This window comes from Leptothoe sp. PORK10 BA2 (assembly GCF_034932105.1).
Taxonomy (GTDB): Bacteria; Cyanobacteriota; Cyanobacteriia; order Phormidesmidales; family Phormidesmidaceae; genus Leptothoe.
The window spans coordinates 143,265-164,420 of the sequence record NZ_JAYGIG010000001.1 but is presented as its reverse complement, the minus strand read 5'-3'; the positions used below and the strand labels follow the sequence as shown (position 1 = coordinate 164,420).

The window sequence follows — 21,156 nt, the reverse complement described above, 5'->3', positions numbered from 1 at the left end:
TCGATTCGGATGGGGGAGGTAGGGGTTAGCCCATGGGAATTTATTCACGGTTGATTTTTCCGCGATTATTGGATCTATCGATGTCAGGGCAGGAATTAAGCCGCTATCGTCAGTCGCTGCTGGCGCCTGTCCGTGGCGAGGTGCTCGAAATTGGCTTTGGGACGGGCTTAAATATGCCGTACTACGGTGACGGTGTCAGGTCCCTAACGGCGATTGATCCCAATGTGGGGATGGCTAAGCTAGCCACCCCCAGGGTGCAGGCCGCCACCGTCAAGGTTGATTTACAAACGGCGAATGCGGAGGCGTTGCCGATGGCTGACGAACGGTTTGATGCGGTCGTTTGCACTTGGACCCTATGTAGTATTCCTAACATTGAACAGGCCTTGGCGGAGGTGTGGCGGGTGCTGAAGCCAGGGGGAAAATTCTTTTTTATTGAACATGGTTTGAGCCCCGATCGGGGGGTGGGCACCTGGCAGCAGCGGATGACGCCTTTGCAGCGGCGGATTGCTGATGGCTGCCATCTGGACCGCCCTATGGCGAATCTGATCCAGGCTGTTTTTGCCCAGGTTGAACTCCAGGAGTTTTATGCCACCGACCTGCCTAAGCTGATTGGCTATTTTTATCAGGGGGTGGCTACTAAGCCTCCCCTTTAAAGATTTGGGCGGTTGCGATCGCAATCCGTTCAATATCAGCATCCAACAGCGGTGGCCATTCTACGTTGGTCTGTTTTCCCTGCTCATAGGCCTGACGCCCGACATAGGCCAACTGATGCAAGGCATAGGCCAAGCTACGGTCAATCTGGTCTACAGCTTTAAGGTTTTCTGTGATCACCTTTAGGGCTAGCAATAACGAGGTCACCTGTCCGGGTACGGGCGGTTGCTGCTGCTTGAGCCTGGCCAAAAATGAATCGGAGACGGTTAAATCTGCCTGGGCTATGAGCACATGTTGGGCTGTTTTAACGTCCATAGTTATAAAGGTAAGAATAGAAACGGGGCCCGATATGACGGTAGGTTCAGCCCACCATAGAGTTCGGCCGTACCCTCGTCAATTCTCAAGCAGAGACGAAGCTGAGGATAAAGGTTCATAGAGACTTTATGGTTTGGGGATATCCAATATTTAAATCTGCAAGTGACACTAACATTAGTGATATCAATTGGCCAACGTTAACCCAGGGGCAATCCCTGCACCTTTGCACCCTCTGATTGGCCTGTTCGCTCAATGTCCATACGTATTCATCGGCTTCACCTGGGGAATATTTGATAGACGACGACTACGCCTGATGCCATCACCGTGGGTTCACCGTTGGATGATTCGCAGGTGTGGACAGCAGCAGTGATATTTCAGTAGAAATTTTACTTTATGGCTAATCCTAGCTCCGTTCCCTTTGTTGACCTATCCCTACAGCACGCACCGTTACGGGCAGAGCTGATGGCGGCGATGGCGGCGGTTGCCGATGGCGGCGACTATATTTTGGGTAACTCCGTGGTGCAATTTGAACGGGCGTTTGCCGCTGCCTGTGGTGTTCCTTTTGGCGTGGGGGTGGGTTCGGGGACTGATGCGCTCACCTTGGGCCTGCGGGCCTGTGGTATTGGCCCCGGAGACCAAGTGATTTTGCCGGTCAATACCTTTGTGGCCACCCTGATTGGTGTATTGCAGGTCGGGGCCACCCCTGTGTTTGTGGACTGTGAGTTGGACACAGGGTTGATGGACATCGCCGCCGCAGAGCGGGCGATGAACCGCCTGACACGGGCGGTGATTCCGGTCCATCTCTACGGCCAGATGGTGTCCCCTAAGGCTCTGCACGCCCTGGCAGAGGCCCATGGTGTGACAATTTTTGAAGATGCGGCCCAAGCCCATGGCGCTGAACGGGATGGGATTAAAGCTGGCAGTGTTGGCCTGGCGTCGGCCTTTAGTTTTTATCCCAGCAAAAACCTGGGGGCCATGGGAGATGGAGGCATGGTGGTCACTCAGCAAGAGGTGGTGGCCCAAACGGTCAGATCCCTGCGTAATTATGGGTCAACCCGTAAGTATTACCATACGGATCCCGGTGGCACCAATAGCCGTCTCGATACCTTGCAGGCTGCTGTGCTGAATATTAAGTTGGCTTGTTTGGCGGATTGGAATTGCGATCGCAACCGCTTAGCCAAACTCTATGACGATGCCCTCAAGCCCCTAGCCGCCCAAGGTCTCATCCCCATGACCAACCACAGCGGTAGCGGCCATGTCTATCATCTCTACGTTATTCGCCTCACCCGTGACTGTGCCATCGATCGCACCCGTCTGCAGCAGGAACTCGCTGTGGCAGAGATTCAGTCCGGCATTCACTACCCAGTTCCTTGCCATCTCCAGCCCGCCTTCCACCACTTGGGCTATCAGCCTGGCGATTTCCCCATCGCCGAGCAGCTCAGTCAGGAAATCCTCTCATTGCCCATTTATCCCGGTATGACGGAGGGCCACCTAGAGTATGTCGTAAAGACCCTGATGGGATTGGTTCAGGCCTGTCCAGTATTGACCTAAAAATGTACTACAACCTGTACGCACCATGATTAGCCTTCCTCAATCAAAATCCCCACGGTGGTCAATTGAACTGGCAGTCCTCGGCTGCTTAGTCATGCTCTATGGCCCCCTGCTCTATCACTGGGTTTGGGATGGCTGGATTAACAAGGACATTAGTATTCAGCACGAATATTTCAGCCATGGCATTTTAGGTATCCCCTTGGCGGTCAAATTGATATGGGACAAGCGACAATCCTGGCATCGGTTGGGGGATAGTTGCCATTGGGCTGGCATCGCTTGTTTGCCCGTTGGGTTTGTGTTTTATACCAGTGGTGTGATGGATGCGATCAATCTATCCCTACCCCTGATGCTGACGGGCACCTTACTCTGCCTGAAAGGACCAAGGGGTCTCAAACTAATGCTGTTTCCCCTGGTGTTGATTATCTTTTCTACACCGACCCAGTTGCCTTACCTGATCGAGCCCTACATCTTGCCCCTGCAACGATTTATTGCCACGGCCGCAGGTACCATTTTGCATGGCATGGGCTATGACGTTGAGGTAAATCAAATCTATCTGACTATGAACCAGCAGCTGGTGGAAGTTGCCCCCCACTGTGCTGGCTTAAAAATGCTATTTACTAGCCTATACATGGGCTTAGTCTTAGCCTACTGGACAGGCATATACCGATCAAAATTGCGCACCGGCATATTTTTCCTAGGCATTATTTTAGTCAGTGTGGTAGGCAATATTCTGCGCAATACCATTTTGACCTTTTTCCACGGCAATGGTATGTCAGAGGCCTTTCACTGGTTGCACGAAAGCTGGGGTGGCGATATCTATTCTGCGGTGATGTTAGGCTCCCTGGTCTTGATAGTGAATGCTATCCAAAGCCATGTGCCGACCAGTTTTGCCATAACTACTGTGGGTGAAGATGACCCCCAATCCACTACGACCACCATAGATTTTTAAGGTCACTTTATTCAGATCACTATTCGAGCCGTAGCACTTAACCTATCAGTTTTGAGAACATGGCTGTGTCATTCGATTCTTCAGACTCTAAATCTAACTCGTGGCTGAGGTGGCTGGTGGTCATAGTACTAGCCGTCATGGTGGCGGTTGCTGCCATCCCTCAATACTTCTCCGGTCATTTTCCCTGGCAGTCACCCCCAAGTGTGGCCAACCTCGAAACTATTCGTAGTCTAAAAGACACCGGGTTATCCCTAGACGGCTGGTCCGAAGACTTGCAGCAAAAAATTTCCATTGGTGGCGATCAGTGGTCAGTGCAGCAATTGACCCATGCTAATGGCCCTGTTCCAGAGCAGATGATAATCTTCTTGAAACCCCAAGGCCTGGCTAAAGACCAGCCGGAAGTGGAATGGATTGACTTGCAAGGGGCCCAAAAATGGCAAACCTCGCACCACCGACGTCTGCGCTTAGGGACATTACATATCGATACCTTCCGCGCCTGGACGTCCAGTCAGACCTTTGCCGTTTCCCAATGGTATGCCTTGCCCCAGGGCGGTCATCCAGCTCCCCATCATTGGTTTTGGCAAGACCAACGCTATCAATGGCGACGGAGTGAGCGCTTACCTTGGGTGGCAGTGGCGGTCATGGTGCCGATGCCTCCCCTCGGAGATATCACACCTGTGTACCCGCAGTTAGAACGCTTGAGTCAGTTGGTCCAAACCACCCTAGTGGAGGCTGTTTTTAGTCCTGAGTCGCCATAGTGATGGAGCCTATGCCAATCTCTGTATTGGTTTCCAGTCAAGGTTTCTGGCATTTCATAGAGCGGAGTTAGGACCCAAAACTCGTAAGGGCGTAAAAGATCAGCTAAAGTAACTATATTGAAAAAAAATTATGTAATTTTTACAAGCTCACGGTATTTCAAGTACGTTCTATTTTTTTGAATTGCGATGGTTCTTATAAAAAATGCCAAAGCAACCCAGGGTTCCTGGAAGCAAAAAGTAGTCAAGCTGACTGGTCAGCTGCTATTGAGTTCAGCCTGTTGGTACCTATGGCAATTGCCCAGCCCAGCCCAGGTCGCTTCTCCTAGTGGTCTTGACCCCGCCCCAGGGGAGCTGCCCCCCGGCGATTCTCCGGAGGCCCTAGAATTTTCTGAGCCATCAGCGACATCAGATGATACTGCTGATCAAGATGAATCTTTATGGGAAGACGCTGACGAGTCAGATGTGCCGACCGTTGAGTTGCTAGAACAACGCCCTAGCCTGGAAGACTTAGACCCTCGAATTAATGAATCATCTGCGGCAGATGCAAATGACAGCAATTTTGATCAGTATCGCTTAGGTCCTGGGGATGGGATTTTTGTCAGCGTTCAACGCTTTCCAGATCTAGCTTTTCAGGCCACCCTCGATCAGCAAGGTAATGTCATTGTGCCCATTGAGGGGACTGTTCCCTTGGAAGGGTTGACCCTAAGTGAGGCGGAGAATCGGATTCGAGCCGTGTACAACCAGTATGTTGTACTTGCTGAAATACGTTCTCTGTATGCTTCGAATCGAGGCTTGATATCTCAAATCGAAGGGAGATCTTACCGAGAGGCTGAAGACGTCATCAACAGTTTGCCCAATTATCAGTTGCTTCGAGCGAATAATCCACAAGCCTACAGAGTCCCTGACGTAACCATGGCGTTAACGGCTCAGCGAGGTGTTGAGGTGATAATGCTAGGGGAAATTGAACGTCCAGGTCTCTATCCCCTAGCTGTTCCGAGGGTGACAGCGGCACTGTTGGCAGCGGGTGGAGCTAGCAACACAGCTGATTTGCGAGAAATACGGATCCAGCGACGATTGGCTACTGGTGAAGTGATTGAAAAAACGGTAGATCTTTATACGCCTGTAAGAGACGGTGTCCCCCTACCTGAGGAACGGCTTGAGAATGGCGATGTTGTGATTATTTCCCGGCTTGATCCAGCTCAATCCTATGACTATGATGTCAATCTTGTTTCTCGGTCTACCCTAGCGCAACCGGAGATTTTAGTCCGATTGATTAATTATCCAAGTGGTGTGGCTGGGGGGCAGCGGCTGCCCAACGGCAGTACCTTTGTCGATGCCCTAGTGGGCGATGCTGTCAGAGGTGGTAATGGTATTGGACTTCCCCTAAATCAGGCGAATCTCAGGTCCGTAGCTTTAATTCGATTTGATCCAGAACAAGGTAAAGCCGTCGTCACCAAGCTCAATGCAAAGGACGCAATTTATGGCGATCCGACCCAAAACCCTCCCCTGAGGGACAATGACGTGATTGTAGTGGGTCGAAACTTTATCAATCGCATTACCTTTGCCATTGATACCATTACCCAGCCCTTCCAAGATGCCCTCAGCTTCATTCTCTTTTTTGATGGCATTGTCAATGGTGATTTCTTTGATTAGTCAGTATTGTCCGTATCCACGATGGGCCTGGTTACGGGTAGACCGTGGATCATTGAGCTATGATTTTCTTAATGTGTGGATTTCATTTGCCCTGCACTGTGTTACTGGTACCTATGGGAACAAGTAGCTGAAGTACGTTCTGTGACCGAGTTCTCTTTATTCAACGCGTAGCCATGGTATCTCCTACTGTCAAGCGATATCTGTTAGCTGTTCAGCGATATAAGTGGGCTGGCCTAGCATGTTTGTTGTCGATTTTGGGAGCTTCAGGTGTCGTTGCATTGCAGCCGCCACCACCCGTTGAGTACTATGCCGAGGGGGTTCTGGAAGATAACACTCCATTGGTTGTGCTAACCAACACAGCGGACACTATTGACCAAATTGGGCGCGGCACCATTAGTGCAGATCTTTTGCTATCTGAGGCTGTACTTCAAAGGGTAGCTCAAGTATTGACTGAGAATATGGGTATTGCCATTACTGCCAGTGAAATCCGTAGTAATACGACGATCAATATTAGCGGTGGCAAAAAGGATGAACCCGGTGTGCGGGCCGTGGTGCGTTTTATCCATGAAGATGAGGCAACTGCTCTGACCGTTCTGGAAACTATGTTTGATGGCATGGTTGAGTACAGTAGTTTCCGTAATAAACAGCGTTTGGCAAAAATTCTTACTGCCTTGAATGATCGTTTGCCTCCCATTGCAGATGCTCTGATGAAGGCAGAGGATGCTTTAGAAAAGTATGACCGTGAAGAAGGTCCCGCAATTCAGGCGGCTGAGGATGGCAGTTTGTTGGGGCAAATTTCAGGTAGTTTACAGCAGAGACGTCAAAATCAAATCACATTTGCCGGTCTGGAGTCTCAAAAGCAGAGTCTAGAGAGACGTTTAGGCATGAATCCTGACCAGGCTTACGTGTCTTCGGCGTTAAGTGCGGATCCGGTCATTGCCAATCTTCGGGCTCAGATTTACCAAGCTCAAAATCAACTTATTGCATTAGATTCATCCGACTATCGTCCTGGCCATCCAGTTTATGTGGAGGCTCAGCGTAATTTAGATATCCTTAATCTTCAGCTAGCCCAGCGGCAGCAGGAAGTTGTTCAAGGTGGCGGAGGGACGGCTGCTTTAGCGTCAGATGTGGGCAGTGTGAATGCTAATTTAGATCCGGCCCGAGCTGCTCTGGCTAATCAGTTGGTGGCTTTGCAAACCGAGATGGAAGCCCTAGTTCGTCAGAATTTTGTTCTAGGTAAGGTAGAGCAAGATTTACGCAACCAATATACTAATTTGCCTAATAAGCAGCTAAATCGTGAACGATTGGCTTATCAGGTAGGTCTTAAAAAGGCGCTATTTGATCAGATTCAAGCTCGTATTGTGGACGCACAGGCGGCAGAAGCTGAGACGGTCAGTAGTTTAATTGAGGTGCGTCAACCGACAGCTGTGATCAATGAGCCTGAAAAACCCAATCCAGCGACTATTTTGCTGGCGGGCGGTCTCCTCGGTCTTGTGGCCGGAGGCGGGGTGATTTTCTTACTCGATATGCTGGATGGCACGATTCGCACCGCTGAGGATCTGGAAAAACTACTGCGTGATCAGGATATGCCCATATTGGGGGCAGTGCCTGTTATTCGTACGCGTCCTGCTAAAGCTGCCCCGATTTTGGTACAGGCTGATTCCCCTTACCATGACAGTTATGAGCGCTGTTTGAGTAAGCTACGGCTGACGGGCTTTGATGACAGTGTGATTGGGCCTCGCGTGGTGTTGGTGACCAGTACCATTAGCAATGAAGGTAAAAGCATTACAGCTTATAACTTGGCCATTGCTGCGGCCCAAGCAGGTCGGCGGACCCTGTTGGTGGAAGCGGATTTACGTTCTGGGTCTAAGGCGCAGTATCTGGGGTTAGTGAATGATGCTGGTGTGCAGTTGGAACCCCTGCGCTACTACGGCGGGACGGTTGGTGACAATCTACGGATGGTGCCATTTATTGAGAATTTGTATGTATCCCCGAGCCCTGGGCCTCAGCGGCAGGCAACGGCCATTCTAGAATCTAGCGAAATGCGTCGTTTCTTGAGTGATGCTCGTGAGCGTTTTGACATGGTGATCTTAGATACGCCTTCCCTGAGCCGTGTAGATGATGCTCTTCTATTGGAAGAACAGAGTGATGGCCTGATCTTGGTGGCACGACCTGGTGTGACGGAAAGAGCTGTTTTAAATACGGCCCTTGAAGAATTGGATCTGAACGAAGATATCCGTTTGCTAGGGGTTTTGATTAACGGGGCTGATGTAACATTGCAGGATGAAAGTGACGATGATGACTATGAGTTGCTGGGGGATGATGACTATCTTCTAGAGCAAGAGGAGTACGATTTACCCCCGTCAGTGACTAAGGTTCCAGTGGATTTTTAGGGGAGTTGCTGACTGTGGTGTGGGTGCTTTAAGGGCATTGAGGTCTTGGCATGCAAAAAATATCCTGTGCCCATGGAACTGTCGCCTTGAACTGTCTTAGTGGGTGAGTGACCGTTGCAAGGGGGACTAGGCGTTGCGAGGGGGAGACAAGGTTTAATAACGGAAGTAACGGTGGTTCAACATTCCCTGCTAGAATCCTGTCTATTAGATGGGAAAACGGGTTTCCCGTGGGCTCACCAACGTTGACGGTTGCATAAGACTCATGACGACATATTATTACGCTGTAGCAAGTCAGCGCTTTTTACTAGAAGAAGAACCTTTAGACGAGGTGCTTAAGGAGCGACGGCGCTATTATCATGAACAGGAAAAAGAGATTGATTTTTGGTTGATTAAGCAACCTGCATTTTTGGCAGCGCCTGAGCTGGCGTCTGTGAACGAGAATTGTCCAAAACCTTCGGCCGCAGTCGTTTCAACCGATAAGGTATTTATTACCTGGCTCAAGTTGAGGCTTGAGTATATTGCAACTGGAGAATTTGAGGTGCCGTTAACGTCGGTGAATGATCCGTTGTCATCTTTGGCGGCGGCTTAGGGGGCATATCGACTCTAGATGCCAATTACAGCGCCAATGGTGCTTTTTTCTATGAATTGTAGTGCTGGGTGATGATGTGGTTTAGTCAGCTAGGAGGTATGGCCATGGGATATCGTTGGCTTAGTGGAGTGGCGATGGTGCTTCTCAGCAGTGGTTTGGCGACTCAAGGGATGGCCCAAAGTTACCCTGACTGTCCACCGCCTGGGAGTGGGGAGTACCTATTATTTGTGCGGGGTGAAGATGAAGCGACCCGCGATCGCACCATATCGGTACTACCCGTCGATAAGCCTACGTTAGTGTGTAACTATCTCGGTGATACCGTCGTCCGCGCTGGTGGTTTTACTTCGTTAGAGGTAGCCAACTCCTGGGCGCTGTACTTGAATGACATTGAGCAGTTGGACACCGTGGTGGTGGAAGCCACGACTCCCTCTCCAGCCCCCGCAGAAGCCGTAGCGGTAACCCAGCCCCAAGGGGACTACCAGCCACTGTTGTTGGGGGAGGGGGTGGCTGTGCTGGTGGACTATCAGCAAAATCCTGACATTGGTCGTGAGCTGGCGCAGCAGGGCAATGTGGGGCTAGCCGTTTACTTGCAGCAACCTTACTTGTTAGTGATGCATACCACCGATGCCTCGGCGGCAGCGGCCAGATTGCAGCAGTTAGTCGACGGTGGCCTGACGACGTTTTTAGTCGATGGCCAGCAGGTCATTCGGCTGACGGAGTCTATTCGCTAATGCCTGGTTGGCTCACTAGGTTGGCTCACTAGGGTGTTTGGGACAGAGGATTAACCTTGTCCATACCTCCAGAAGGTCAGTTTGCCTGAGGATAAGGGAGAAGTAAGGGCCTAAGGGGGCTAATTGGGCCTAATTAGCCCCCTTAGGCACCTAAACGAATCTAAACCTAATAAGTCGGTCCCGCCAATAGACCGATAAATACCCCTAGGGCAGCTCCTGCAATCACCTGCACGGGGGTGTGGCCTAGGAGTTCCTTCAGCCGGTCTTCTTGAAATTCATGCTCGTTAAAGAACTCATCCACAATTTGGTTGAGTACACGGGCGTGCTTGCCTGCCGCCTGGCGGACGCCCGCCGCATCATACATGACAATGACGGCAAACACCGCCGTTAGGGCAAAGGCTGGACTAGACCAGCCGATGGTTTGGCCAATGCCGCAGGCTAGGGCGGTGACTAGGGCTGAATGGGAGCTAGGCATGCCGCCCGTTTCTACTAGAACATGAAAGTTAAGACGCTGGTTGGCAATCACTTCGATGATTAACTTGAGTAGTTGGGCACTCAAACAGGCCACCAGAGACACGACTAGAACGTGGTTCTGAAAAATCTCGCTAAAGGCTTCCATAGAAGGCTTCCATAGGTATATGGGAATGGGATATTAATGAGTGCGTGCGGTGATGTAATCTGCGATCGCAACCAACGGCTGCTTGAGGTGGCCAAAGGGTGCCAACTCGTCCTTAGCTGATTGCACTAAAGCCTCGGCCTGTCGTTTAGATTCCTCTAGCCCCCAAATGCTGGGATAGGTCGCTTTTTGGGCTTGAACGTCTTTGCCAATCGATTTACCCAGCTCTTCTTGGGTAGACGTAATATCCAAAACATCATCCACAATCTGAAAAGCTAGACCAATGTTTTGGGCATAGCGAGAGAGCCGCTCGATGGTGTCAGCGTCTGCGGCAGCCAATACGGCCCCCGAGACAACAGATACCTCCAGGAGGGCAGCCGTTTTATGGCGATGGATAAAATTTAGAGTGTCGATGGACGTATCTGGTTTGCCCTCAGATGCCAAATCCACAATCTGTCCGCCCACTAACCCCGCAGCTCCGACCGCCCGTCCCAACCGCCGAATGACCTCCAACACCCCTTGGGGAGGAACGTTTTTAGTACGGTCGGCAATAAATTCAAAGGCATAGGCCAACAGCGCATCTCCCGCCAAAATCGCCACATCATCACCATAGACCTTATGGTTGGTCAGCTTGCCCCGACGATAGTCGTCATTGTCCATGGCTGGTAGGTCATCGTGGATGAGTGACATGGTGTGCACCATTTCTAGAGCACAGGCCGTCGGCATCGCTTGCTCGGCTGTACCGCCCACCAGTTCACAGGTGGCCAAACAGAGAATCGGTCGTAGACGCTTACCCCCTGCCATCAATGAGTAGCGCATGGACTCATAGATGGTTTCTGGATAGACTACCGCCAATGATTTTTCCAGGGCTGCCTCAACCTCGGCACACTTAGTTTTGAGGTAAGTTTTGAGGTCAAAATCAGTAGCGACATTGGTAGTCATCATGATTACAAGAAAAGAAATTGATAATTCTGTGGAATCCGAGTATTGACAATCTAGGCTTCGCCGCTGGAGGCAGTGGGAGACAGTTTGCCTCGCGCAAACCCTAGTGCGTCCATTTTCACGGACATGCAGCCATGGGTAAGCGCTAACTCTTAATTAACCATTAAATCGCTTACGGTAGCTTAATATTGTATTGTGCAACAACATGGTCACCGTCATAGGACCAATTCCCCCGGGGACAGGCGTAATTGCCCCGGCCATGGGTTCTACCGTATCAAAATCTACATCGCCCACTAGCCGAGATTTTCCCGATTCAGCATCCTGGATTCGGTTTATACCCACGTCGATAATCGTTGCCCCCGGTTTGACCCAGTCAGCATTAATCATCTTCGGACGACCCACCGCAGCTACCAAAATATCAGCCTGACGACATAGTTCAGGGATGTTAGCCGTTCGAGAGTGGGCAATTGTGACGGTGGCATTCGCTTCTAGCAGCATCAGGGCCATGGGCTTACCCACCAAAATGCTTCGACCCAGCACGATGGCTCGTTGACCCGCTGGGTCGATGTCATACTCCTGGAGAACGGCCATGATGCCTGCCGGTGTGCAGCTGCGTAGGCCAGGCTCGCCCCGCATTAAACGCCCCATGTTTTCAGGATGCAGCCCATCGACATCCTTTTCCGGGGCAATGCGGTTAAGCAATGCGGCTGCGTCTAAATGGTTTGGCAGGGGCAGTTGAATCAAAATGCCATCTACCCGTTCATCTTGATTGAGCTGATCAATCAACTCGCCCACAGTCTTTTGGGAGGTATTGCTAGGCAGCTGGGAGCCAAAGGAAACAATCCCCACCTGCCCACAGGCACGTTCCTTATTTCGGACATAGGCGGCGCTGGCAGGGTCATCCCCAACCATGACCACGGCTAGGCCAGGAGGTCGGTGCCACTGCCCACTATAGTTGGTGACATCGGTGGCTAATTGAGCTTGAAGTTTGTGGGCAAGGGCTTTGCCATCTAACCGTTGGGTCATGAAGTTTTTGCTAACTTTATGGGCGATGATGCCAATTTCGCTAATCAATTAGGTGATACTAGCGGCATTGGCTCTCCCCAGATTACCAAAGGCTATTCCCCAGCCAAACCTATGGCCCCATAAACCCATGAATTGACGTTGCCTGCAGCGCCTGTTCAAAGATTTCTGATTCAAAGACTTCTGGCGGAGTACTCGTGTAATGGATGGCTCGAATTATAGATGCGTCCTAGGCTTAAGTGTTGGCATGCTGGCTCTCTGCGTAGCCTGTCAGTCGCCATCAGACAATCATTTGTCCGTGCTATCGCTGGCCCGCTCTACGGTAAAAATTGAGGCTTTGCGCCAGCCGCATGAAGTCGAACGGTCTGTATCTTTGACCGGTTCAGTCATTCAGCGGCTAGCTATTTTAAATGGCTGGCTCTATCAGATTGATGACGGCACTGGTCAGCTGTGGATTATGACTGAGAACGTAGCCCCAGCTGTGGGTAATAGCGTTGATGTGGATGGCATCTTACGGTACGAAGCCATTATCATCAATGATGCAGACTTGGGGGATTACTATCTAGAAGAAAAGCAGCTGCAACAGCTATCCGGTGACCCCTAGCCTTCTAGAAGCAAAGCAGCTGCAGCCACAGCTATCCCATCGTCCCTAGCCTTAGTCAATTAATACAGCGGTTTCTAGTCTTATGAGGGACAAGGTATTGACCAAAAGTCTTGCCGATTAAGGTTTTACTGTCCCTCATTTACCCGAAATCCGCTGTATTATCCAGTTACAGATGTTGAACCCGCCAATGTTCTCAGGTGGACCGGTGTGATGGTTTTGTTTGACGGTATAACACTGTAAACATCATTGGTAATCAGGTAGCGATCCAAAATTGCCTGGGCCTCATCAGTGGACTTGAGCTGATAGGTTACAAAAAAACGATAGGATGCCTGGTCGGGTGAACAGGTCGGTTTATCTTCCCATATATCTAGGCGTATACCTTGGGAATTGGGACGTAGACGATACTGTAAGGTATCTTGCTTTGGTGTTTGGCTACTCATAGGTGGTTACGGGTATGATTCAGCACATGGTTTCACTACGCATAGTGCCCGTCTGGGTGTAGCTTGCAACCTACTTCTTTCATAAATCGGTACTCTCCCCTATGAACGAGGCCAGTCCGGTACCAAGGACCTAGGTGAAAAACAATATTCCTACCATGTCATTACCAGGTCTTGGGTAAAATCACCGTGCAATCCATAGGGAATATGGTGGGGGAGCCTCAGTGTGGCCACGGGACCCTGAGTAATTTGCTGGGCATCTAAAATGGCTAGCTCTGAGCAACGGCTCTCTGCGTTGTAAAACAGCCCTAATATCCAGCCGTCGTCCTCAGCTGTCCCCTGGGGGTGAGGGACAAAAATGGGTTCACCGGCAAAGCCACGGGGGCCAAAACTCCAAATCTCTTCCTGACCGGAGGTGAGGTCACGCTTGAGGATCGCCTGGAGTGGGGCATTGCCAGTGGCACAATCGGCCACCCCAATGTACAAATAGCGGTAGGGGCGGCCAACGTGGTTGGGGTTCAAATCAGGAAACTCGCAGCCGCGCTCAATCAGGCATGTGGCCTGACTAGTTTGCGTTGCAAGATCAAGTTCGAAACGCCATAGCTGACCTTCTGGAATGCGATTAAAGTCAGCCTCTAGATAGTTTTCCGCCCCTTTGAGATCGGGAAACTCTTGATAGCAAATGGAATCTAAGTACAGCTTGCCGTCGGTTTCAAAGGCATTGGCATGGTGGAACACAAAGCACGCTTGCAGGTCGATTGTCTGGATCGGGCTGGTCCCATCCCTGGGGATAATAATGGCGCGAGTGGGCTGTTTGTCATTGAACTGGATACATTCGGCCGCTCCCTTGATGCCTGCTAGGTAAGGTACGGGGTTAAAACTGACTGGATTTTGAAAGAAAATGTAGTAGTTGGGGGTGATAGCAAAGTCGTGTAAAAAGGCGAAGCCTGGAATGTTGTGACGGTGGGTGCGGGCTAAGCGGCCTTTGGGGTCGAATTCGTAGAGGGTGATGGTACTGGAGAGTCCTGCCTTGACGCCAAAGTTGACTAGGCACGGTTGATGATTGGTGAGAGCACAGCTGGGATCAATTCGGGGATGGGCTGAGAATGCTTCCCCTGGCCTTAAAACACCGTCTAGATAATCTAGCCCGAGGGTTTCTAATGTGTTGGGATTGAGTCGGTGGGGTTCGGCTGCCTCCCACAGGGCCAGTAATTTGCCACCCCAGTAAATCACGTTGGTATTGGCAATATTTTTGAGTCGGAGGTCGAAGGCATTGGCCCAGGGGCCACCAGGCTTTTGGGTGCCAAATACTCCCCGGTAGAGCGGTTTGCCAGCGGCCTGTTCTTTTACATAGCCTGCGGTACGCACATACCGATTGCGGAAGTAGGCTTTGCCCTGGGAAATGGCAATGGAGGTGATCATGCCATCTCCATCGAAGGGATGATGGACTGGATGACCTGCCACCTCCAGGAGACCTGGGCCATTACGGAATAGGGTCCCGGTTAATGCAGGTGGAATTGTCCCGTCAATATTGTCGATCTCGTAGTCATATTCATTGGGTTGGGAACGATAGCCACTGCGCCAATCGTCCATGTCAAACGTGGCAGTTGAGCTGGAGGAAGGAAGAGTTTGCATGGGGTGAGGGTTGAATTGTGGATTGTGAATTTTTGTAACCGTAGGGTGGGCACAGCCCAGCATCTCTCGGCTTAGAGTTCTGTAAGTAACCGTAGGGTGGTGACCATAATCTCTTGGTCCAGAGCTATTTAAGATGTCAGTGCTGGTGCTGGAGCCACTTCATCTTCTGCCCCTAGATCTTCTTCTCCAGCCGCATCTCCAGCTACCGTCAATTCGTCCTCGGATGAGGCTGATGCGCTGGGAAGCAAAAACAGGAGGGGCAGGGGCAATAACGTGGTCACATTAGTGATGGTTACCAGCAGCCAAAGATTTTCAAAATCTGTTTCGGTGACGTGGAACCAATGGGTTAGTAGGGCTCCGAGTTCATGGGAGATCAACCCAGCTAGGTTAAAAATGGACATCAGCAGCGAAAACAGAGTGGCCTCCACTCCAGCGGGGCACAGTCGGGCCGACAGCACCAGAACAGGCATAAATGCAATCTGGCCCATGACGGTGAGAATGGCGCTGTCACCCAGGCTAAACCACTGATCATCAATCCCTAAGGTGCGATTGGCATGGGTCACTAATAGGAGCGTGGTCATGCCCCCCAAGGCTGCGAGCACCGTCGACCAAGCAAAAATAGTGCGAAAGGGAACGGCTTTGAGAAAGCGTTGAAAAATGGCGATGCCGATGAGGGCCGCTAGGCTGCTGACTAACCGAACCCGGCCCAAAAACTCAGGTTCAAACCCTAAGTCGTTAGTGGTGAAAAAGAAAAAAGCGGAATCGGCACTGGGGGTGGACTGCCATAGAAATAAAAATAGGGCAGGCATCCAAATCGCTCGCTGGCTAAAGGCTGCCTGGAGCTGTTTGACTTGGCTCCACACGGTTTGGATGTTCGATTGTTGATCGACGGGTTCCTCTGTAATCAGCCAGGCTACGACGGATACGATCAGGGGAAAGGTGGCTGTGACGGCAAAAACCACCAGGGTGCTGGTTTGTTCTAGCAGCAGTCCCCCGAGATAGGCTGTGAGCAGGCCGCCGGCGGCTGAGGCTCCCCAACATAGGGACTGGAGAGTGCCCGCTTCCACTTGGGATTCCTGGCGAGCTCGCTCTACCACGAGGGAGTCGACGATGACATCTGAGATGGCCACCGATAGGGAGCTTAATAGGATCATGGCGGTGGCCAGCCAAGCCGTATGCACCAGGGTGGCTAAGACTAGCCAAGCGGCGGTGCCCATGAGACCAGACAGGATCAGATAGGGGCGTCTGCGATAGCCGCCGATGGGTAGACCGTCTGAGAGGAAGCCAAAGAGCGGTTTGATGGTCCAGGGTAGGCTGGCGATACCTGTCAGGGCTGCTACTTCGGCGGGGCTGAGGCCTAAGTCATCCTTGAGAAAAAAGCTGACTGCTAACCGGGCTAGACCTAGGATGCCTTGCACGAAGTAGACCAGCAAAATAGCGGTTAACTCGGTGGTAAGAGGCTGACCTAGTAAAATACGCTTTTCGAAAAATTGCTTAAAGCCCTGGGATTCGGCGGTTACAGTCATGTACGACAAAAAACCTTTAAGAAATGTCACTTAACTTAATCATAACGATTCCTGGGGGATTGCCCTAGGGGACGATGGGTTAATTGGGTAATCGGGCAAAAAAATGGGGGTACATCAGGTACCCCCATAGCCATGATTAATGGTTTCAAACGATTAGAAACGTTTGGAACGGTGCGATCGCAATAAGCTTAGCAATGCCGTTCGGTTATTACTTATCCCGGACATTCAGAGCATCTAGCCGATACTGTTGGATAGAGGTATCAGCCAGGGAGTCACTACTCTTAGTCCTGAGGTCCAGCTCATCTAAGCGGCGTTGTTGGAGTGAAGTATTAACCAGAGAGTCATTACCCTTAGTCCTAAGGTCTAACTCATCTAAGCGGCGTTGTTGGAGTGAAGTATTAACCAGGGAGTCATTCCCCTTAGTCCGTAGATCCAAAGCCTCTAGGCGACGCTGCTGCAATGTGGTATCCACAAGAGAATCATTGTTAGGCGTTTTCGCTTGGGCTGCAGGAGCGATGGCTGCGGCAGCTAGCAAAACAGCTACACCCGTAAATAAAAAGCGTTTCATCAGTGTGTCCTCCGAAAAAGTAGAAAGTTCAAAACTTTCTACCTGTAACGGTGAACAACACATCTGAAGAGGCAATGATAGACAACTGAATGTTTTGTAAGGGAATGCTGATATTTCCCTGAGAAAAATGTAATTTAAAATACAGACAAAGCTGCTACTTCCTATTCAGGAATGCGCACAGCAACAGTGCTGGCGTTGAAGTTATAGAGTGTTCCCTCTACCTCGATGGGGGTACCAATTTTCACCTTGCTATTGCCGAAGATAGCCCCATCCTCAGTAATCTGAGCAGTTCCGGCTAGGGTGATTAGCAGATCGGCGGTGTACCCTAGTTCGGGACGAGGGTCGGGCAATGATTTGACTGAGCCGTCGGGTTGAGGAACTGCAGTGCTCCGAGGCAGAGATTTCACATCCTTGATGGTAACTTGGCCATAAGGCTGGTTCCGGATAATCAAATTTGTGGAGCCTTCCGCTTTCATATCGGCCAAGAACTGTTCAGGGTTAAGTACGGTTAAGCCCCGGGCTATCACATCCACTTCAATGTCCTTGTTGACGGCCCCCACCTGGGCCACTGAACCAGACGTTCCAGGGTAGAAAAATACGGCCACCGCCACCATTAGGATGATGAGCCCTGCGCCAATGTCTAGCAGGCTGATTTTGCCAAATAAGCGTCCCTTCGAATCCAAAATAGCCATAATCCTTGGCACTCCGAATATTTTCTACTATGCAGTCTGGTTCAGGCTTAGGTGCTCTTCAAAGCTCCCATCAGCCCAAGCGATAATGTAACAGACATGCAACGTCACTCTGCAGAATATGCAGAGCAATCGTTAGTATTTAATCATGGGCTGGTCCGGTTAGAGAGGGGCAGTCGATAAATCGGCCCTGTCGACTAGGACAAACGTGACTCACAGAGCGATTGCCTCCCAAGGGCCGATGGGTCCATATGACTTGACTGCCTGCTGCTTGTTTTTACAATCTACTAACTGTCACAGTCCCTGGGAAAAGCTTGAAAAGTCACCGCTATGGTCAATTTATGGAGATTCCCTTGAGGGTGGTTTTTTCCACAAGTCCAAACTTGACAATATCCGTTCTTCGCTTTCTGCACTGCCTCACGGCACCGTACTTTCTGCTTTCCTTTACAGTTTCACCACAAGATAAGCTGACCCATGTCTAACTTAATTCCCTGTTGGATCAAGCGCTGGCAACGCCGTCTGGCCTATGGCACCATGGCTTTTCTCATGGCAGTGACTATGGGAGCTGTTATCCCTAGGCCTGCTCAAGCTGGCTTATTTGACATCATTTTGCCCACCATCCAGGTGTTTCAAATTACCAATATGTCGGATGCGCAGGAAATTAGCCTGGGTAGTCAGGTGAATCAGCAGTTACTCAGTCGGTCGTTTCGGTTGCATCGGGATGCGCGTCTGACCTCCTATATAGATGAGATTGGGCAGCGCCTGATTCCCCATAGCGATCGCCCGGATATTCCCTACGTATTCCAGGTGGTTGAGGATGACAGTATCAATGCCTTTGCCACCATGGGTGGGTATGTGTATGTCACCACTGGCCTATTGGCGGCGGCGGCGAATGAATCGGAAGTGGCGGGAGTTCTGGGCCATGAAGTGGGGCACATTGCCGAGAAACATGCGCTTGACCAGATGCGGGATGTGGCTATTGCCCAAGGGGTGGCTGGTGCGTTTGGCTTGAGTCGCAACCAAATGGTCTCCATTGCGGTGGACGTTGCTCTCACACTACCCAACAGCCGTAAGGATGAGTTGGTGGCTGATGATCATGGGTTTATCACAATGGGTGAAGCTGGCTATGACCAGACTGGCATGGCGACCCTGATGCAAAAGCTAGACAGTGGTAGTAACCCACCGGCGATCTTTAGCACCCACCCCAACCCTGCGGCTCGGGTTGCGCGTCTCCAGGAGATGGATAGAACCTCAGCGATTCCCTTGGCTACGGCGGGTAATGACACGGCTGCTTACAGTGCGCGGGTTGCCTCTTTGCGATAGTGGGCAATTCCCCAAAACATGAGATTTGGATCGAACCAGGCTCTGTTTAACAGGGCCTGGTTTTGGTTTAGGGTTTGCTGATAAAAGCGGTGGAGATAGTTCCCATCGCCGCCGGTAAAGATCACGGTGGATTCAGGATATTGCTGTTGCCAGCTTTGGATGTATTGGTCGATGCTGGCGAGCACCGTAAGGATGACACCGCTTTGAATGGCACCGGGGGTGTCATTGGCCCAGCGCGGCGGCATGGTGGTGGGTGGACTGACGCTGGGGAGTGCAGCCGTGGCATGGTGCAGCGCTGCGAGGTGCGATCGCACCCCCAATAAAATTGCCCCTCCGACAAAGGTTTCCTCTGCGCCGGCGGTAAATGTCAGGGCTGTTCCTCCATCAATGACGAGTACAGGCCAGCCATAGCGCTGCCCCGCTCCCCACAGAGTCACCACCCGATCCAAACCCATGGTGGGGTATGTGTTCTTGAGACCGACGTGATGAATCCATTGCACCTGGGATAGGGGTTGCAGGTATTGTGCCTGGGTGGGCACCACGGAAACGGCCCAAATAGCTATGGAGTCCAGGGGCAAATCTAGAATCTGGGGCGGGATCTGAGGTGTTACGGCCTTTGACCAAATGGACTGTAGGGTTATATCCGCTGGCGGGGGGTGGGAAAGGTGGTCGGTATGCCAAACCTGCTGTAGGTCAGACCGCCTAAACCAGGCCCAGTGCCATCGTGTATTGCCAATAACTAAGGCTAGCCAATCGGTCATGGTCGTCCCATGTTAGACCGCTGGTACACCATAGATATAATCAGATATAAACCTGATTGAGCCATAGGTCATAACGATTAAAAACATGCCATTAAAATAGGGCCAGTTATTTCTAACTGACCCTTTTTAATTTGGCAAAACTCAAAAACAATCGCTAGTCTGCTGTTAGTTTGGTTGAAGACGTTAATAAGAAGTTTCTGCTAAGGGTTTACGGTTCAAATTTGCTACTTGCCTTATATCGATGGAGATTTGACTGCTTTTTCAACTAATTGAAAAAGCAAACGCCCTGTTTAGACACATAGCTAAATCTGAAAGGGATTTAGGTTTGAAGTGTTAGGCAAAATCAGAATTTCCTAACAGTTATTCAGTTGTTTCTATAGGTTGAATATAGCACTAATTCCATGGTCTGTTAGGGTTGGTTTACCCAAATTTACAACGATTGACATAAGTCTTTGATTGATTATCTTTATCCATTTGGAAAATTGTTTTAACGGGATTTTATGACGTTTTAGTTTGATTTTGGTGATTTATTTTTTGGCGATTAACTAATATGATCTATGGCTAGTTTGGCTGCTCCCACCATGCCAGCGCGGTTGCCCAGGGTGGCGGTTAGTAACTTCAGGGTGCGACGATAGCGGGGACGAATGCGCTGGTTGATTTCGGCTTGGGTGGTGGGTAAAAAGTAGGGGGCGGCAGCGCTAATGCCGCCGCCGATGATCACGGCTTCGGGGTTTAACACATAGATAGAGCTGACTAGGCCCATGGCTAGGAGTCGGCCGTATTCTTGCCAGAAGGCGATCGCATTTCTATCCCCTGCCTTGGCCAAGTCCGCCAAGTCCCCCGGTTCCATCTTCATTTCCCGGCGAATGGCTTGGGCTGATACATGCTGTTCGAGGGAGCCATGATTGCCGCTGCTACATTCGTGGCCCTTGGGGTCTAGGGTGACTAGACCCAGCTCTCCGGCGCAACCATCATGACCGACAAATAGTTGGCCATTGAGGATGATGCAGCCTCCGACGCCGGTGCCCAGGGTGAGCAAAATCAAGTTTTGGTAGGTGCGACCGGCGCCGAGCCAGGCTTCTCCGAGGCCCGCACAGTTGGCGTCATTGGCCACCACCACGGGGCGTTGGACTTTGGTTTCGAGGATGTCGGCGACGGGAACGTCGAGCCATTGGGGTAGGTTAATGGCGATGCGGGCAATGCGAGCGCTGATGTCAGCGGGGCCAGGGGTGCCGATGCCGATGTTGGTGGCTTGGTGCTCGGGGTCGAGGGTGGCGATGGCGATGGCCACGGCTGCTAAGACCGGTTCTGGATATTGGGGCTGCGGGGTGGGTACGGTCAGAGATCCGAGGCATTCTCCGGTGGTGGTGAATCGACCTAGTTTAATGGCGGTGCCGCCGAGGTCGACGCCGATGACTTGGGGGATGGAGGGCATAGTCTGG

At 51.1% G+C, this 21,156-nt stretch carries 21 protein-coding genes; 10 read left to right on the top strand and 11 right to left on the bottom strand.

What is annotated here, in order from left to right:
* Window positions 1-32: 32 nt before the first annotated feature.
* On the top strand, window positions 33-653 hold the full coding sequence (locus VB741_RS00735; protein WP_323363216.1) for a class I SAM-dependent methyltransferase: 621 nt from the start codon (window positions 33-35) through the stop codon (window positions 651-653).
* Here the strand turns inward: VB741_RS00735 and VB741_RS00730 are convergent.
* Window positions 637-966, bottom strand: a complete 330-nt coding sequence (locus tag VB741_RS00730) for a Dethiobiotin synthetase (protein ID WP_323363215.1) — start codon at window positions 964-966, stop codon at window positions 637-639. The genes VB741_RS00735 and VB741_RS00730 overlap by 17 nt on opposite strands.
* Window positions 967-1,359: 393 nt before the next feature.
* On the opposite strand from VB741_RS00730, the gene VB741_RS00725 reads away from it, so the two are divergent.
* The 7 genes from VB741_RS00725 (at window position 1,360) to VB741_RS00695 (ending at window position 9,590) form a co-directional block, all read left to right on the top strand.
* Window positions 1,360-2,517 carry a DegT/DnrJ/EryC1/StrS family aminotransferase gene (locus VB741_RS00725; RefSeq protein ID WP_323363214.1) on the top strand — a complete coding sequence of 386 codons (1,158 nt, stop codon included), beginning with the start codon at window positions 1,360-1,362 and terminating at the stop codon, window positions 2,515-2,517.
* Between the two features lie 25 nt (window positions 2,518-2,542).
* Window positions 2,543-3,466 (top strand): cyanoexosortase B, encoded by a 924-nt coding sequence (crtB, locus tag VB741_RS00720; RefSeq protein WP_323363213.1) that lies wholly within the window; start codon window positions 2,543-2,545, stop codon window positions 3,464-3,466.
* A 59-nt stretch (window positions 3,467-3,525) separates the two neighbouring features.
* On the top strand, window positions 3,526-4,224 hold the full coding sequence (locus tag VB741_RS00715; RefSeq protein ID WP_323363212.1) for a cyanoexosortase B system-associated protein: 699 nt from the start codon (window positions 3,526-3,528) through the stop codon (window positions 4,222-4,224).
* A gap of 186 nt (window positions 4,225-4,410) precedes the next feature.
* Complete coding sequence (locus tag VB741_RS00710; protein ID WP_323363211.1) at window positions 4,411-5,877, top strand: polysaccharide biosynthesis/export family protein; 1,467 nt, start codon at window positions 4,411-4,413, stop codon at window positions 5,875-5,877.
* Window positions 5,878-6,050: 173 nt separating this feature from the next.
* The gene (locus VB741_RS00705; protein ID WP_323363210.1) at window positions 6,051-8,270 is read left to right on the top strand and encodes a GumC family protein; all 2,220 of its coding nucleotides are present in this window, start codon (window positions 6,051-6,053) and stop codon (window positions 8,268-8,270) included.
* A 262-nt stretch (window positions 8,271-8,532) separates the two neighbouring features.
* Window positions 8,533-8,859: an MgPME-cyclase complex family protein gene (locus VB741_RS00700; RefSeq protein ID WP_323363209.1), complete on the top strand. Its 327-nt coding sequence runs from the start codon at window positions 8,533-8,535 to the stop codon at window positions 8,857-8,859.
* 104 nt (window positions 8,860-8,963) lie between these two features.
* The gene (locus VB741_RS00695; RefSeq protein ID WP_323363208.1) at window positions 8,964-9,590 is read left to right on the top strand and encodes a hypothetical protein; all 627 of its coding nucleotides are present in this window, start codon (window positions 8,964-8,966) and stop codon (window positions 9,588-9,590) included.
* A 166-nt stretch (window positions 9,591-9,756) separates the two neighbouring features.
* Here the strand turns inward: VB741_RS00695 and VB741_RS00690 are convergent, their stop codons facing one another.
* The 3 genes from VB741_RS00690 to folD form a co-directional block, all read right to left on the bottom strand.
* Entirely contained in the window at window positions 9,757-10,209 is a 453-nt protein-coding gene (locus VB741_RS00690) for a divergent PAP2 family protein (RefSeq protein WP_323363207.1), read from the bottom strand.
* Window positions 10,210-10,242: 33 nt separating this feature from the next.
* A complete protein-coding gene (gene crtE / locus VB741_RS00685) occupies window positions 10,243-11,151 on the bottom strand; it encodes a geranylgeranyl diphosphate synthase CrtE (protein ID WP_323363206.1) in 909 nt (302 codons plus the stop codon).
* 153 nt (window positions 11,152-11,304) lie between these two features.
* Complete coding sequence (gene folD / locus VB741_RS00680; RefSeq protein WP_323363205.1) at window positions 11,305-12,174, bottom strand: bifunctional methylenetetrahydrofolate dehydrogenase/methenyltetrahydrofolate cyclohydrolase FolD; 870 nt, start codon at window positions 12,172-12,174, stop codon at window positions 11,305-11,307.
* A 244-nt stretch (window positions 12,175-12,418) separates the two neighbouring features.
* Here folD and VB741_RS00675 point away from each other — a divergent pair, with 244 nt between their 5' ends.
* The gene (locus VB741_RS00675; protein WP_323363204.1) at window positions 12,419-12,775 is read left to right on the top strand and encodes a hypothetical protein; all 357 of its coding nucleotides are present in this window, start codon (window positions 12,419-12,421) and stop codon (window positions 12,773-12,775) included.
* 158 nt (window positions 12,776-12,933) lie between these two features.
* Here the strand turns inward: VB741_RS00675 and VB741_RS00670 are convergent, their stop codons facing one another.
* From VB741_RS00670 to VB741_RS00650, 5 genes are all read right to left on the bottom strand, one after another.
* Window positions 12,934-13,215, bottom strand: coding sequence for a hypothetical protein (locus VB741_RS00670; protein WP_323363203.1), 282 nt, complete (start codon window positions 13,213-13,215; stop codon window positions 12,934-12,936).
* A 150-nt stretch (window positions 13,216-13,365) separates the two neighbouring features.
* Window positions 13,366-14,847 carry a carotenoid oxygenase family protein gene (locus VB741_RS00665; RefSeq protein ID WP_323363202.1) on the bottom strand — a complete coding sequence of 494 codons (1,482 nt, stop codon included), beginning with the start codon at window positions 14,845-14,847 and terminating at the stop codon, window positions 13,366-13,368.
* 128 nt (window positions 14,848-14,975) lie between these two features.
* Window positions 14,976-16,373: a folate/biopterin family MFS transporter gene (locus VB741_RS00660; protein WP_323363201.1), complete on the bottom strand. Its 1,398-nt coding sequence runs from the start codon at window positions 16,371-16,373 to the stop codon at window positions 14,976-14,978.
* A gap of 208 nt (window positions 16,374-16,581) precedes the next feature.
* Complete coding sequence (locus tag VB741_RS00655; RefSeq protein WP_323363200.1) at window positions 16,582-16,941, bottom strand: hypothetical protein; 360 nt, start codon at window positions 16,939-16,941, stop codon at window positions 16,582-16,584.
* A 161-nt stretch (window positions 16,942-17,102) separates the two neighbouring features.
* Window positions 17,103-17,633 (bottom strand): DUF4330 domain-containing protein, encoded by a 531-nt coding sequence (locus tag VB741_RS00650; protein WP_323363199.1) that lies wholly within the window; start codon window positions 17,631-17,633, stop codon window positions 17,103-17,105.
* A 471-nt stretch (window positions 17,634-18,104) separates the two neighbouring features.
* On the opposite strand from VB741_RS00650, the gene VB741_RS00645 reads away from it, so the two are divergent.
* Entirely contained in the window at window positions 18,105-18,953 is an 849-nt protein-coding gene (locus VB741_RS00645) for a M48 family metallopeptidase (RefSeq protein WP_323363198.1), read from the top strand.
* Here VB741_RS00645 and VB741_RS00640 read toward each other — a convergent pair.
* Together VB741_RS00640 and VB741_RS00635 are read right to left on the bottom strand one after the other, a co-directional pair.
* Entirely contained in the window at window positions 18,923-19,714 is a 792-nt protein-coding gene (locus VB741_RS00640; RefSeq protein WP_323363197.1) for a pantothenate kinase, read from the bottom strand. The genes VB741_RS00645 and VB741_RS00640 overlap by 31 nt on opposite strands.
* A gap of 541 nt (window positions 19,715-20,255) precedes the next feature.
* Window positions 20,256-21,149, bottom strand: coding sequence for an ROK family protein (locus VB741_RS00635; RefSeq protein ID WP_323363196.1), 894 nt, complete (start codon window positions 21,147-21,149; stop codon window positions 20,256-20,258).
* Window positions 21,150-21,156 lie beyond the last annotated feature (7 nt).

What these genes read in the sequence shown, in the direction of transcription:
- VB741_RS00735 (WP_323363216.1), top strand. Translation starts at nt 33, where the DNA reads ATGGGAATTTATTCACGGTTGATTTTTCCGCGATTATTGGATCTATCG.
- VB741_RS00730 (WP_323363215.1), bottom strand. Translation starts at nt 966, where the DNA reads ATGGACGTTAAAACAGCCCAACATGTGCTCATAGCCCAGGCAGATTTA.
- VB741_RS00725 (WP_323363214.1), top strand. Translation starts at nt 1,360, where the DNA reads ATGGCTAATCCTAGCTCCGTTCCCTTTGTTGACCTATCCCTACAGCAC.
- crtB (WP_323363213.1), top strand. Translation starts at nt 2,543, where the DNA reads ATGATTAGCCTTCCTCAATCAAAATCCCCACGGTGGTCAATTGAACTG.
- VB741_RS00715 (WP_323363212.1), top strand. Translation starts at nt 3,526, where the DNA reads ATGGCTGTGTCATTCGATTCTTCAGACTCTAAATCTAACTCGTGGCTG.
- VB741_RS00710 (WP_323363211.1), top strand. Translation starts at nt 4,411, where the DNA reads ATGGTTCTTATAAAAAATGCCAAAGCAACCCAGGGTTCCTGGAAGCAA.
- VB741_RS00705 (WP_323363210.1), top strand. Translation starts at nt 6,051, where the DNA reads ATGGTATCTCCTACTGTCAAGCGATATCTGTTAGCTGTTCAGCGATAT.
- VB741_RS00700 (WP_323363209.1), top strand. Translation starts at nt 8,533, where the DNA reads ATGACGACATATTATTACGCTGTAGCAAGTCAGCGCTTTTTACTAGAA.
- VB741_RS00695 (WP_323363208.1), top strand. Translation starts at nt 8,964, where the DNA reads ATGGGATATCGTTGGCTTAGTGGAGTGGCGATGGTGCTTCTCAGCAGT.
- VB741_RS00690 (WP_323363207.1), bottom strand. Translation starts at nt 10,209, where the DNA reads ATGGAAGCCTTTAGCGAGATTTTTCAGAACCACGTTCTAGTCGTGTCT.
- crtE (WP_323363206.1), bottom strand. Translation starts at nt 11,151, where the DNA reads ATGATGACTACCAATGTCGCTACTGATTTTGACCTCAAAACTTACCTC.
- folD (WP_323363205.1), bottom strand. Translation starts at nt 12,174, where the DNA reads ATGACCCAACGGTTAGATGGCAAAGCCCTTGCCCACAAACTTCAAGCT.
- VB741_RS00675 (WP_323363204.1), top strand. Translation starts at nt 12,419, where the DNA reads ATGCTGGCTCTCTGCGTAGCCTGTCAGTCGCCATCAGACAATCATTTG.
- VB741_RS00670 (WP_323363203.1), bottom strand. Translation starts at nt 13,215, where the DNA reads ATGAGTAGCCAAACACCAAAGCAAGATACCTTACAGTATCGTCTACGT.
- VB741_RS00665 (WP_323363202.1), bottom strand. Translation starts at nt 14,847, where the DNA reads ATGCAAACTCTTCCTTCCTCCAGCTCAACTGCCACGTTTGACATGGAC.
- VB741_RS00660 (WP_323363201.1), bottom strand. Translation starts at nt 16,373, where the DNA reads ATGACTGTAACCGCCGAATCCCAGGGCTTTAAGCAATTTTTCGAAAAG.
- VB741_RS00655 (WP_323363200.1), bottom strand. Translation starts at nt 16,941, where the DNA reads ATGAAACGCTTTTTATTTACGGGTGTAGCTGTTTTGCTAGCTGCCGCA.
- VB741_RS00650 (WP_323363199.1), bottom strand. Translation starts at nt 17,633, where the DNA reads ATGGCTATTTTGGATTCGAAGGGACGCTTATTTGGCAAAATCAGCCTG.
- VB741_RS00645 (WP_323363198.1), top strand. Translation starts at nt 18,105, where the DNA reads ATGTCTAACTTAATTCCCTGTTGGATCAAGCGCTGGCAACGCCGTCTG.
- VB741_RS00640 (WP_323363197.1), bottom strand. Translation starts at nt 19,714, where the DNA reads ATGACCGATTGGCTAGCCTTAGTTATTGGCAATACACGATGGCACTGG.
- VB741_RS00635 (WP_323363196.1), bottom strand. Translation starts at nt 21,149, where the DNA reads ATGCCCTCCATCCCCCAAGTCATCGGCGTCGACCTCGGCGGCACCGCC.